General features: G+C 41.1%; 13 protein-coding genes and 1 tRNA gene. 10 read left to right on the forward strand and 4 right to left on the reverse strand.

The features are described 5' to 3' along the window. Positions 1-35: 35 nt before the first annotated feature. Positions 36-197, reverse strand: coding sequence for a hypothetical protein (locus ACOI22_RS15845; protein ID WP_420673109.1), 162 nt, complete (start codon positions 195-197; stop codon positions 36-38). An 89-nt stretch (positions 198-286) separates the two neighbouring features. Between ACOI22_RS15845 and ACOI22_RS15850 the strand changes: the two genes are divergently transcribed. From ACOI22_RS15850 to ACOI22_RS15860, 3 genes are read left to right on the forward strand one after another with little or no spacing between them, the layout of a single operon-like run. Continuing rightward, a complete protein-coding gene (locus ACOI22_RS15850; RefSeq protein ID WP_420673110.1) occupies positions 287-1,552 on the forward strand; it encodes a hypothetical protein in 1,266 nt (421 codons plus the stop codon). 5 nt (positions 1,553-1,557) lie between these two features. Further along, positions 1,558-1,986: a hypothetical protein gene (locus ACOI22_RS15855; RefSeq protein ID WP_420673111.1), complete on the forward strand. Its 429-nt coding sequence runs from the start codon at positions 1,558-1,560 to the stop codon at positions 1,984-1,986. A gap of 38 nt (positions 1,987-2,024) precedes the next feature. Then, a complete protein-coding gene (locus ACOI22_RS15860) occupies positions 2,025-5,153 on the forward strand; it encodes an EAL domain-containing protein (RefSeq protein ID WP_420673112.1) in 3,129 nt (1,042 codons plus the stop codon). 350 nt (positions 5,154-5,503) lie between these two features. Here the strand turns inward: ACOI22_RS15860 and ACOI22_RS15865 are convergent. Further along, positions 5,504-5,580, reverse strand: a tRNA-Ile gene (locus ACOI22_RS15865). 236 nt (positions 5,581-5,816) lie between these two features. On the opposite strand from ACOI22_RS15865, the gene ACOI22_RS15870 reads away from it, so the two are divergent. The 7 genes from ACOI22_RS15870 (at position 5,817) to ACOI22_RS15900 (ending at position 11,181) form a co-directional block, all read left to right on the forward strand. Then, positions 5,817-6,146 (forward strand): hypothetical protein, encoded by a 330-nt coding sequence (locus ACOI22_RS15870; RefSeq protein WP_420673113.1) that lies wholly within the window; start codon positions 5,817-5,819, stop codon positions 6,144-6,146. A gap of 49 nt (positions 6,147-6,195) precedes the next feature. Continuing rightward, the gene (locus ACOI22_RS15875) at positions 6,196-6,540 is read left to right on the forward strand and encodes a CidA/LrgA family protein (RefSeq protein WP_420673114.1); all 345 of its coding nucleotides are present in this window, start codon (positions 6,196-6,198) and stop codon (positions 6,538-6,540) included. 21 nt (positions 6,541-6,561) lie between these two features. Beyond that, complete coding sequence (locus ACOI22_RS15880) at positions 6,562-7,242, forward strand: LrgB family protein (RefSeq protein WP_420673115.1); 681 nt, start codon at positions 6,562-6,564, stop codon at positions 7,240-7,242. 126 nt (positions 7,243-7,368) lie between these two features. Continuing rightward, positions 7,369-8,361 (forward strand): response regulator, encoded by a 993-nt coding sequence (locus ACOI22_RS15885; RefSeq protein WP_420673116.1) that lies wholly within the window; start codon positions 7,369-7,371, stop codon positions 8,359-8,361. 1 nt (position 8,362) lies between these two features. Then, positions 8,363-8,866, forward strand: coding sequence for a hypothetical protein (locus ACOI22_RS15890; RefSeq protein ID WP_420673117.1), 504 nt, complete (start codon positions 8,363-8,365; stop codon positions 8,864-8,866). Between the two features lie 90 nt (positions 8,867-8,956). Continuing rightward, the gene (locus ACOI22_RS15895) at positions 8,957-10,663 is read left to right on the forward strand and encodes a DUF1566 domain-containing protein (protein WP_420673118.1); all 1,707 of its coding nucleotides are present in this window, start codon (positions 8,957-8,959) and stop codon (positions 10,661-10,663) included. Beyond that, the gene (locus ACOI22_RS15900) at positions 10,660-11,181 is read left to right on the forward strand and encodes a DUF1566 domain-containing protein (protein ID WP_420673119.1); all 522 of its coding nucleotides are present in this window, start codon (positions 10,660-10,662) and stop codon (positions 11,179-11,181) included. Before ACOI22_RS15895 ends, ACOI22_RS15900 begins: the two co-directional genes overlap by 4 nt. Positions 11,182-11,231: 50 nt before the next feature. On the opposite strand, the gene hemW is transcribed toward ACOI22_RS15900, so the two are convergent. Continuing rightward, on the reverse strand, positions 11,232-12,389 hold the full coding sequence (gene hemW, locus ACOI22_RS15905) for a radical SAM family heme chaperone HemW (protein WP_420673120.1): 1,158 nt from the start codon (positions 12,387-12,389) through the stop codon (positions 11,232-11,234). Next, complete coding sequence (locus ACOI22_RS15910) at positions 12,386-12,994, reverse strand: XTP/dITP diphosphatase (RefSeq protein ID WP_420673121.1); 609 nt, start codon at positions 12,992-12,994, stop codon at positions 12,386-12,388. The genes hemW and ACOI22_RS15910 overlap by 4 nt, the downstream gene beginning before the upstream one ends. Positions 12,995-13,009: the final 15 nt, after the last annotated feature.

Here is a 13,009-nt window from a genome sequence, read left to right on the forward strand (position 1 = left end):
ATTTACATTGCCTTACGTATTACTGACGCCACCTGTCATGCCGGCGGATGGGCTGTCATACCGGCTTCACCTGTCATGCCGGCGCAGGCCGGTACCTGCCAAATAGGGTAATGTAGGAGATTACAGCCTACGCTGTAATGACGGTGTTGAGTTTGGAGATTACAGCCTACGCGGTAATGACGGTAAAGGGCTGGCATGCTCTATTTTCCTCGAAAATAAACTGCAGATAGAAGGTTGCAGGCCGATAAAGTGTGTATATAAATATTATCTGCACATAGCCTCATTTATGAAAAAAACCTCTTTAGCGCTTACCTTATCATCGCTCCTACTTTTCTCTGCGGCCTCTATTGCTGACGATGCGGGCACTGATGTTGCTGAACTTAAAGCGCGAGTTAAACAACTTGAGTTGTTAGTTGAACAGCTACTGGCATCACAACAAGGTGCCGTTGAAGTTGATTCTAATAACAATGATGCGCTTGCTGAGAGTGAGCCTAAGGGGCTGCAGACACTGGCCGAGCAGGTAGATGAACAATCGCTTATATTAGATGATCATCAATTCTTACTTGATTCAGCTTCTGATCTTACAGACCAAAGCATGCATATTGCGGGTTATGTTGATGTGGAGTACAAAGGTTCTAGTGAAGATGGTGTAAATGAAGAGTTTAGAATGCATCACCTCTCTCTTTTCTTTACACGACAATTTACCGATAAAATCAAATTTTTTAGTGAAATCGAATACGAGGACGCGCCTAAATTTGATGGGGTGAACGATGGTTCAGGTGACATTGAAGAAGCATCGGGCACTATTTTTGTTGAGGCCATGAATTTTGATTGGAATTATAGCGAGTATTTTAATGTGCGAGCGGGGCGTTTCTTTGCACCGGCAGGCATTTGGTCTGAAGACCACTACCCACCGTTTGTATCAACACAAGAAAGACCAATGCATATTTTTAAAATATTTCCTCAGTTTGTAGACGGAGCCTCTATATTTGGCACCGCATTTATAGGCGATAAAGTAAGTGTTGATTACAGCGCTTTTTACGGAAATGGTGAATCAAATATATCGGGTAAGAAAGACCTAAATAACAATAAAGGAAATGGGCTTCGGGCTACTTTTCATTTTCCGTGGCTTAGCGAATTTACCACTGGATTCACATACTACAAAGACGGCAAAGATACATCGAACAACAACGCTAATAAAACCGCATATGGCACGCACGCTAAGTTTCGATATAAAAACGTAACAGCGCAACTAGAATATGCAAAATCAGATTTACGGTTTGATGACGAAACGCAAGATTATTCTAATAGTGGTTTTTATGGTCAATTTACATATGAGTTAGACCAACTTGCGCTTGGCTATCGTTTTGACACGTTTGATGCGAATAGTTTGATTAATGGTGCAGTTGACCGCCACACAGTATTTGCAAACTACCATGTGAATCAGCATGTTACCCTTAAAAGTGAATACCATATTAATCAATATGACCAAGCTGGTTTAGATGATTTCGGTTTTTATCTGTTTTCTGTTTCTGCGTATTTAGGGAGGTAGCGGGAATGAACTTTTATAAGCTTATTTTAGTCATTTCGCTTCTTTTTGTTTGTCAGCAAGCACTCGCTGAAAAAGTATACGTAGTGGTTCATAACAACAATAATCAAGATATAACGCCAGACTTAGTTAAACAAATCTATTCAGATAAAGTCAGCTTTTGGAAGAATGGCGAAACCATTTTAGTTTTTGAACTGCCGGTTACATCTAATGCTCGTGAGAAGTTTGCTTATGATGTGCTGAGCAAGTCGTCAATCTCTAGTCAGCGAGATTGGTCAAACCGATTTGTTAACAACACGATTAAAAATCAGGTCAAAGTAAAACCACAGCGTTTGGTTGCTCGATTTGTTGCAAAGAAAGAAAATGCAATTGGGTATATTTCTGAGACGCAGCTACAGAGTACCCAAAACGTGCGAGTAGTGATGGTGATTGAGTGAAATATACCGAATCACACAAGCCCTTGTTATGAAATAACATGAAAAGTATACGCAGATGGTCATTAGCGCCTAAAATCATTCTAGTGGTGGGTGTGGCGATGTCGTTTGTATTTTTTCTTCACTCCTATTCCACTATAAACAACTTTTACAAGGTTGCTGAGCCACTTATTAGCAGAGATATTGATAACTCATTGTCTCAAAGCCATATCTTGTTTAATAACTTATACAAACAGACTTTAGCAGATGCCGACATTATTAGGGCAAACAGCGCACTGGCAAATTATGTTGATTTTATCTCTTTAGATGATGTTGAAGGAGCAAATGCTGAGCTAGTAGCCGTAGAGCAATACTTGACATCCCTTGCTACTACTAAACCTCGTTATATTAAGGTTGAAGTGCATACCTCAATTGAGCCTATTATTAGCCTTAAAGAGGGGCTGGTAGTTGAAAACAAAAAAATTGAGTTGCCTCACTTTGGTTTTCAGCTGCCAAAAAAACATGTTTATGTAGATTTTAAAAAACTAACGGTAGAAAAAGACAGAACAAAATTTATTTTAGATCTTGTGGTGGAGACCAAAGCTTATGACCCACTATTTGAAACTGACAATACTGCACTGTATGTACTCATAAGCTTTGATATTACCGAGCAAGTAAGCCAACTGATTTCAAGCCTTGATGCCTCTGATATGTTGCTATCAATAGCGCATAATGGTCAAAGTATTTTACCCTTTGATCCTAAAGCTAACGTTAATAATGAAGGGTGGATCAGAAAAGCTGAAACCAATGAACTGATTCAACTAGCACTTAGTGTTGCAGTTAAAAGGGCAAATGCCTTTGTTTTAGTAAATAAAATTAGGCTAAATATTCTGATTTTAGCTGCGCTTCTTATGGCCGCAATTATATTTTCTCAGTTTTATGCTATTCAGCACTTAATAGGCAAACCGCTTAAACAACTTGTTTTGTTTATGAAACAACAAAGTAAAAACGCAAAGTTAGCATCAAGTCGATATACAACAAATTCAGAGGATGAAATAGGCACATTTGCACGAGGCCTTAATGAAATGCTTGATCAAATTGACGAACGACAAAAAGCATTGGCCCTGAGCGAACGGCGTTTAGAGTTAGCGCTTTGGGGAAGTGGTGAGGGATTGTGGGAATACGACGTAAAAACACGAGATATTTATATTGACCAAATTACGCAAGAATTATTGGGAGTACAAACACAAAAGTTGACACTATCTATCCCTATTTTTCTAAATTTTGTTCATGAGGAGGACAAGGCTGAGATGTTTGAATACCTCAGCAGCTTTGAAGAAGCGCCGCGTTCTACGTTTAAAATAGCATTTCGTTTGCAAACAACACAAGGCAAAGTTTATCTAGAAAGTAAAGGTAAGTTGGAACATACGAGCTCTGATGGTATTTCAAATAAGTTGGTAGGCACTATTTCTGATATAACCGAACGACGGCAGTCTGAAGAAAAAATTAGGTTGTACGCCAAAACCTTCGACAGTAGCAGTAATGCAATTTTAATTTTAGATAATGAGCGAAATGTACTGGCCGCAAATGACGCTTTTACCCGCATAACGGGTACCAGTGAAGCGCATTGTTTGGGGAAAAAACCCAGCTTTATGACTAACGAAGAAGAATCATCTTTTAATATGGATGATTTTGAAGATGAGATAGAGCAACACGGCGTATTTAAGAGCGAGATACTGGGTAGCAAGTTAGATGGTACGCAATTTGTAAAAGATTTAATAATTAACGTAGTTAAAGATGCCAGCGGTGTATTGAGTCATTATGTATGTGCATTTAGCGACATAACCGCTAAGAAAAAGTCAGAAATGGACCTTTGGAATATGGCCAACTACGATATTCTAACAGGCTTACCGAACAGAGGGTTTTTCAGAAATCAGCTCATTGACATAATGAGTATAGCTAAGGATGAAGAAAAAAATATCACCCTATTTTTTATTGATTTAGACCGTTTTAAACAAGTAAATGACGCCTTGGGTCATGAAGTGGGTGATGAGCTCCTTAAAAAAGTATCGTCTATTTTAAGGCAGTATACGCGTAAATCAGATCATTTAGCGAGGCTAGGCGGTGATGAATTTGCGGTGGTTTTAGACGCTGGCTTTGACAAAGAAAAAATTACTGAACTGGCCAAAAGGCTAATAAGAAAATTTGATGCCGGATTGCATGTAAATGGCAAGGATACAGGAATTGGCATCAGCATTGGGATAAGCATGTATCCCAAAGATGCTAATGACATTGACACCTTAATTCACTTCGCTGACACCGCGATGTACGTTGCCAAAGCCAGTAAGTCAAATTCGTTTCGCTTTTTTGAAAGCAGTATGAGTGAGCATATAAACCGGCGCAATTTGATTGAAAAAGAACTTCGATTAGCCATTGTGCAAGATTCGCTTGAATTCTATTTTCAGCCGAAAATCGATATTCAAAATAATACGGTTTCTGGGTTTGAAGCATTATCGCGTTGGTTCCATCCAGAACTGGGCACCATATATCCTGATGAATTTATTTCTATTGCAGAAGAGTCAGGCTTAATTGTGCAAATTGGCCGCAGTATTACACGTAAATCATGTTTGCAGTTACTAGAGTGGCATAAGCAAGGATATACGGATATGTCGGTTGCAATTAATATTTCTGCAAAACAGTTTTTACTATCCAATGTGGTTGCCGACATTCGCCAAATATTAAAAGAGTTTGATATTTCTCCCCAATTTATAGAGTTGGAGTTAACTGAGAGCTTAATTATTGATGACCCAGTAAAAGTAGCTAAAACACTTAATAAGCTTAAGGCCTTGGGTGTTAGTATTTCAATTGACGACTTTGGTACGGGCTATTCTTCCTTAAGCTACTTAACGCAATTTCCCCTTGATGTGCTCAAAATAGACAAGAGTTTTATTAACAAACTGACCGATGGGGACAAAGGGCAAGCTATTACCGAAGCAATTATTGCCATTGCGAAAACGTTAAATGTTGAAGTAGTAGCAGAAGGGGTTGAATCTAAAGAGCAGCTTGATATTTTGCGAATGTTAGATTGTAACCTTGTGCAAGGTTATTATTTTAGCCCGCCCATTCAGGCCTGTGAAACCCTAGCATTTATTGATAACTTTCATGCAAACGCTAGTGCCTCTAATTCCTAGTAGACAATAACGTTAATCGCCTCACCCGTTATGCTGGTTAGCACTTGTCATGCCGGCGAACACTTGTCATGCCGGCGCAGGCCGGTACCTGCCAAATAGGGTAATGTAGGAGATTACAGCCTACGCTGTAATGACGGTAAAGGGACTGTCATGCCGGCGCAGGCCGGTACCTGCTAAATAGGGTAATGTATGAGATTACAGCCTACGCTGTAATGACGGTAAAGGGACTGTCATGCCGGCGAAGACCGGTACCTGCTAAATAGGGTAATGTAGGAGCTTACAGCCTACGCTGCAATGACTGATGACCATAAAAGCGCTGTAACAGCAGGGAAAAAAGAGAAAGAGGAAAATGGTGGCCCGACCCTGACTTGAACAGGGGACCTGCCGATTATGAGTCGGATGCTCTAACCAACTGAGCTATCGGGCCATGCTTTAAAGCGGTGCGAAGTATAAAGAAGTTTTTTAAGAATGTCATTAGCCTTTTATGAATAAATTACTATTTTTAATGAAAAATTTTAGCGAACTAATCAATAAAACAAAGGTTTAGACTAAAGTTTACGAATTATTTGCCGTCAAAGAAGTGAATAAAGTTAAAATATTTGTTATGTTTCGCGTATATTAAAGTCGAAATAACATACAGCATAGTAAAGGTTGTGAGAGTTTATGAAAGAAGATCCATTTATATTAAGTGGTCGAAATACTATTATTCACAAATTGAGAAAGGTCGATTTATTGATTGTTAATAGCCGACAAGACCCAGTTTTAATAGTGATGCACAATGGCATTGAAGTTTATGATGGGGACCTACCTAAAAATAAACTTGAAGCAAAGCGTATGGATGTAGCTAAAGTGGACGTATCGTCGCCTGACAACTTTAGTGACTATAAAAGCATGCTTTTTGTACAAACGCTCAACAACAAAGAGTATAAAATAGACTACTCGAAAAAGGACACGAAGTATTTCATCACCGTTCATCAAGAGAGCACATTTTAAATTAAAACCACTGGCACTCACGCTTTTGGGCGTTGTTGTGTTGGTGGGTTTGTTTGTCACATCTCAAATTATACTCGAATATTTTAACATTTCTTTACCGGGTGCTATTTTAGGCATTTTCGTGCTGCTTGTAGCCTTAGTTCTTTTTCGCCGAGTGCCCAATAGCATTGAACTTGCTAGTAAACCTTTGCTCACCTATATGTCTTTATTTTTCGTGCCCGCAATTGTGGCAATTGTTAACTACACCCAGCTTATACTGCAGTTTCCTTGGGCTTTGTTTTTGGCCATAGTGGTAAGTACTTTACTTAGCCTAGGTTTAACCGCGCTTATTGCCCAAAAACTCATGCATGCGCTGAATACGCCAAATAAGGGCAATAGCAATGCTAGTGAATAAGCGTGTTGGAGTAACTGCTTAATGTGGATACTTGAAAGCGCTGCATGGGTGATAGGCACAATAGTGACTTACTTAGTATGTGTGCGTTTGTATCAACTAAGCCGGCAGTTTCCGTTATTTCATCCTTTAATTGTGTGCACTTTACTCATAATTGTAGCTATGTATGTTATGCAAACTTCAATAGCGCAGTATCAGCAACACACATATTTATTGACGTTTTTGCTTGGCCCTGCAACCGTAGCGCTTGCCGTGCCTTTGTATCATCAAAGCCGTATTTTGTTAGCTATGAACTGGCGAGTGGTTTTGCCTATTGTTATTGCGGGCATTGTTGCTCCATGCTTGTCATGGATTAGCGTGTATTTGCTTAATGCCCCACTTGATCTACAAATGACGGTAATGGTGAAGTCTATTACCACGCCATTGGCAATGGATACTGCTGCACTTATTTCAGGTATTCCTGCACTTGCCGCAGTTATGGTAATTAGTACAGGTATTGTAGGGGCGGTATGTGGCCCTAGCTTATTTAAAATACTCAAGGTATATAACCACGCCGCACAAGGCACTGCCTTAGGAGCAGTAGCGCATGCAATTGGTACAGCTAAGGCATTTTCAATCTCTGAACAATGCGCGGCTTTCGCAACGCTGGCTTTGTGTCTTAACGGTATTATGACTGCAATATTGTTGCCGGTCTTGTTTGCATAAGCCCCAGTTTTATTAGTATTAAAATACTAATCTCATTCTCAAGAAATCCTATAAGTGGCCGATACCTGAGCTAAGGTTTATTTTACGAACCTTTGCTCAAATTAAATCCTAGGATAAAACCTTATTATGTTATCAGTTCTTATATGCGATGATTCGCTGGTAGCAAGGAAGCAGGTGGCAAAATGTTTGCCCCAAGATATGGAAGTGGCTATTCATTTCGCCAAACATGGCGAAGAGGCGATTCAAGCCATATGCGAGGGTAAGGGTCATTTATTACTTCTTGATCTTAATATGCCTGTTCTAGATGGATACGGCACCCTTCAGCAAATAAAAGAGCAGCAATTATCAATAAAAACCATTGTAATATCGGGTGATGTGCAAGCCGAAGCGCAAGCTCGCGTTTCTGAATTAGGCGCTATCGATTTTATTGAAAAGCCGGTGAATGCTGAAACTCTCCAAGCTATTTTACTTAAACATAACTTACTTAACGCTGAGCCTGAAAAAGAAGTTGATACCGATGGCTTAGATGAACTAGTGCGTGACTGCTACCAAGAGGTAGTAAACGTTGCTATGGGGCAAGCCGGCGCGCATTTAGCTAAAATAATGGATGTGTTTGTAGAGTTACCCATACCCAACGTTAATTTAATTGAAGTTTCAGAACTTCATATGATGTTATCAGATATTGACGTATCAGATAGAACCTCTGGCGTGTGCCAAGGCTTTTTAGGTGATGGCATTAGTGGTGAAGCATTGTTGATTTTTAGTGATTCTAGTTTTACTGATGTCGCTAAAATATTTAAAATTACCAGCGAAGTTGATGACCAACTGCAACTTGAGCTACTTATGGACGCCGCTAGTTTATTAATTGGTACATGCTTAAGCACCATTGCCAATCAATTAGACATGCAGTTTCGCCAAGGGCACCCTGTGGTATTAGGACAACATCAAAGTGTGCAAGAGCTAATTAATACCAACAAAAGTACATGGCGTAAAACGCTGGCTATTGAAGTGAGCTATAGCCTAGAGGGCTTTGATGTACATTGTGATTTAATTTTATTGTTCACCGAAGAATCCATGGACATGATGAACGCTAAACTAGCCCATATGTTGGAGGATTAAGATGACGACTAGCTCAATTAAAAATGACGCGCTTGACGAACTACTTGAATTCCATTGGATGATGAACATGATCCAAACGGTAGACGTGGGCATTGTTGTATTCAATCGAAATTTCGAAATTAAGGTTTGGAATGGCTTTATGGAGGCGCATTCTGGTTTGCTGCCCTCTGATGTTCGTGATGTATCACTTTTTGAATTATTCCCCGATATTTCAGAAGCTTGGTTAACCAGTAAAACGCATCCTGTGTTTGAGCTGCGCACGCGCGCATTTATCACATGGGAGCAGCGCCCTTATTTGTTCAAGTTTAGAAATTATCGGCCTATAACAAGCAACGCCCCTTATATGTATCAAAATGTGGTGTTTTCACCACTGGTGTCGGCTACCGGTGTGGTGGAAAACATATGTATGATGGTATATGACATGACAGACGCCGCCTCGGCCAAAAAACAACTATTAGCGCTGCAAGTAAAACAAAACGAACTGGACGAAAAAACCAAGTCATAATTTAATACAAGATTTGGCACTCGATTTGGTACAAGACTTGCTAAAACCTCTTATAACTTATTAATTGTTGTATTTGAGGCGTGCATTGTTTTGAAAACTAACTCCTGGATAAAATTTGCTGTATTGGTGTTTATTTCCCTTGTGCTTAGCGCTTGCGGCGGTGGCTCAGATTCGGGCGAAGGTTCGACTGCTGATGCAGTTTTAGTTAACGCCGGCGCCAATATTTCGTTAAACGAAGCACAAACCGCCAACATTACCGGTGGCGCTAGTGGTGGCACCGGGGCCTTAACTTACGCATGGCAAGCTGACGCCAGCGTTATAATAACCCACGATGATACGACCTTAGCTGATGCCGTAATAACAGCACCAAGCGTAACTGAAATAAGCGCGTATACAATAAGCCTTACCGCTACTGATGAGAGCGGCAGCAGCGGCTCAAATTCATTTGTGCTTACCGTAAACCCCGTTAATATTGCGCCCACGTCAGTCATTACCAGCAATGACATTAGCGGTTATGCCAGCAATACTTATCCAGTAACTAGCGCTATTGTTTTAGATGGCACTAATAGTAGTGACCAAGATCCACAAACTGCCACTTCGCCAATTACTGCCTATTTATGGCAACAAGTTGCCGGTCCTAGCTTACTTGCGGGCATTAATTCTAGTGCTGATACCATTACCTTAGTTGCTCCCACGCTTTCTACTTCGCAAACGGCAGTAATACGTTTAACCGTTACTGACCAAGAGCTTGCTACAGCGTCAAGCGACATAACTATTACCTTGCTAGCAGAAAACGAAACGCTCCCAGAAGCAACTATAAGTTTAATTAGAGATGTATTTGCAGGCGAGATTCAAGCCCTTAGCGGCGAAGGACAAAGCATTGCGCCTAGTGCGAGCCCTTTTTCAGCAACGTGGACGAATTCATCTACCGCGTCAATAAATGATGTAAATGAATTTAATACTTACGCAATAGCGCCTCTTGTAAGTGAGGATACTGAAGTAAGGTATGCCTTAAGTGTAGAAGATAGTTTTGGGAATACTGCCAGTACGCAACTTTCGGCTATGGTGTATGCGCCTATTGTGCGAACCGTTAATGACACTGGTGTACAGGTGTTTGCAAATGAAGCAAGCGTGTTTAGCGCTTATCAAGCTGACTTTGCCGGCCAAGATGCTGATTTTGGCGCAGACCAACAAAGTCAATCAGGCCAAGTAAGTAAAGTGGGTGACGGTGAAGCCGGTTTCGACTTTACGCGTTTAGATAACAATGGCGATATTATAGATAATCCCAGTTTTGAATTTACCTGTGTGCGTGACAACACAACAGGCTTAATTTGGCAAACTAAAACAGCCAGTGATACCAGCAGTAGCGCATATGTTGAACAAACTTTTACTTGGTACGCAGAAGAAGATAACGGTAATTTTGAAGGTAGTTTAAATGAGGCTAGCACGAGCTGCAATGTGAGTTCAGGCCAGTGTAATACGCAAGCTTACCTTGACCAAGTAAATGCTGAAGGCATGTGCGGATTTTTTGATTGGCGCTTACCAAATATTCGTGAGATGCAGTCTATTGTTCATTATGGCAAAACCTCTAGTCCCTTGGTTGATACTGAGTTCTTCCCTTATTGGGGCACAGCAAATAATAGTACCTTATGGTATTGGACCAGCCAATCAAGCGCTGATGGCGTTAGTGACGACACCGCTTACAATGCATGGGCGCTTGATATGAATTCCGGCAACGATGGCTTTTTAGATAAAACCACTGAACAAAGAGTTATATTAGTAAGGGCAGGGCGATGAATAAAGTATGTTTAATATTGTTATGTAGTTTAGGCTTTATTACTACAACTGCTGCTCAAACAGCAGTGTGCCCGGCGGGGATCCCTACCACTAGCAGCGATGACGAATTTGAAGTGCTTGAAGACGGGGAAATATTACACATTACCTCAAACCTTATTTTTATGCGTTGTAGCATAGGGCAAACATGGGACGGCACTGAGTGCACGGGAACCCCTGAACCATATACTTGGCAAAATGCGTTAAGTACCGCACAAAGTACTACGTATTTAGACAATAATAGTTGGCGCCTGCCTAATTTAAAGGAGTTGTCAGTAATTATAGAAAGTGCGTGCGTGCGCCCATCGATTAATGAAACGGTGTTTCCCAATACTTCACCTGACGATTACTGGACGTCTACGCCGTCTTTATTAAACGAGCAAAGCGCCTGGGCAATTACGTTTACAAACGGTAGCAATGCCATTAAATTACGAAGCCGAAGTTTGTACGTTCGCTTAGTAAGAAACAACGTAGCTGACTAGCTATTTGTAGCTAAGGCGCTTTGCTGTTTATTTTCAGCAGGCGCAAAGCGCTAAACAAACTCTGCCAGTACGGTATTTAAGTGGCGCTTTCCAAGTTCGCTTAAACGCCATTCATTGTTATTGGACAGCATTAAACCTTGGCCGTTTAATTTACTTATAATGCTTTTTTCTTGCTCAGTGAGTGCCCGCCCAGTATAGCGCTCAAATTCATCATGAGGGCAAGCTTCTATTAAGCGCAGTCGATTCATGAAAAACTCAAAACCCATGTCTTCATCAAGTATGGCGGTTTGCCCTTGCATATATGGCTTACTTAAATCCATATACCCTTTAGGGTGCTTTACTTTCACGGTGCGAATAATTTCGCCGGTGGATAAATTACTGATTTTTCCATGCGCTCCGCAACCTATGCCTAAGTAGTCACCAAATCGCCAATAATTTAAATTATGAGCGCATTTTTGGCCGGGCTTAGCATATGCTGACACTTCGTATTGTTCATACCCATGCTGAGCTAATAAGGCTTGTCCTTGGGTTTGAATATCCCACAGAACATCATCTATTGGTAATTCAGGAGGCTTTGAATAAAACAGGGTATTGGGCTCAATCGTTAGTTGATACCATGATAAGTGGGGTGGCGCGTGATCAATGGCTTGTTGTAAATCACTTAATGCATTTTCTAAGCTTTGCTCTGGTAAGCCGTGCATTAGGTCAGTATTAAAAGAGCGCAGCGCTAAGGATTTTGCTAGCTCAATAGCATTATGGGCTTGCCCCTCGTTATGAATACGCCCTAGTATCTTTAAGTGACTAGCCTGAAAACTTTGTACCCCAATTGAAATTCGGTTAACGCCCGAGGCTTGAAAACCAATAAATTTGTCACTTTCAACGGTGCCTGGGTTGGCTTCCATACTTATTTCAGCTTGTGGATGCACGGGGATGCGCGCTTTAATACCTTCAATGAGTTTGTGCATGGCCTCAACTGACAGCAAGCTAGGCGTGCCGCCGCCGATGAATATTGATGTAACTTCACGAAGTTGCCCATTGTGCGAAACTAGGGGCAGGTCAGCGCTTAAGTCATCAAGTAAATGAGCAATGTATTCGCTTTCGGGAATGCCGCCTTTTAAGGTGTGTGAATTGAAATCACAATAGGGGCACTTTTGCACGCACCAAGGAATATGCACATACAGTGCAAGCGGTATTGCGTTTAATATCATGGCTTCAGTAATGGTTTTACTTGTTGCATTAAGCTTACAAGGGCTTGCCCGCGGTGGCTTATCTTATTTTTAAGTGATTTATCTAGTTCAGCGGCGGTAGCTTTTTGTGATGGCACATAAAAAATAGGATCGTAACCAAAACCACCCTCACCAGAGGCTTCTTTAGTGATTTCTCCGTGCCATTCGCCTTGGCAAATAATAGGTGTTGGGTCTTTAGCGTGTTGCATGAATACTAAAACGCATAAAAACTTAGCGCGGCGGTTTTCGCTATTACCTAGTTCACGTAGCAGTTTTTCGCAGTTTGCGCCGTCATTGCCGTGTTCGCCTGCGTAGCGGGCTGAATAAATGCCGGGTTCACAATTTAGAGCATCTACCACTAGGCCGCTGTCATCTGCTATAGCGGGTAAGCCTGTTAGCAAAGCAGCATGGCGGGCTTTAATAATTGCGTTTTCTACAAAGGTAGTGCCCGTTTCGGGTACATCAGGCACTTCAAATACTGACTGCGGATGCACGCTTATGTTGTAAGCTTCGAACAAATGTGTGAATTCAGCCACCTTGCCTTTGTTTCCACTTGCGAGCACTATTTCGTTAATTCTGTTGGTCATAGCTTTACCTTATGG

It is taken from the genome of Glaciecola sp. 2405UD65-10 (assembly GCF_048820975.1).
GTDB lineage: Bacteria > Pseudomonadota > Gammaproteobacteria > Enterobacterales > Alteromonadaceae > Glaciecola.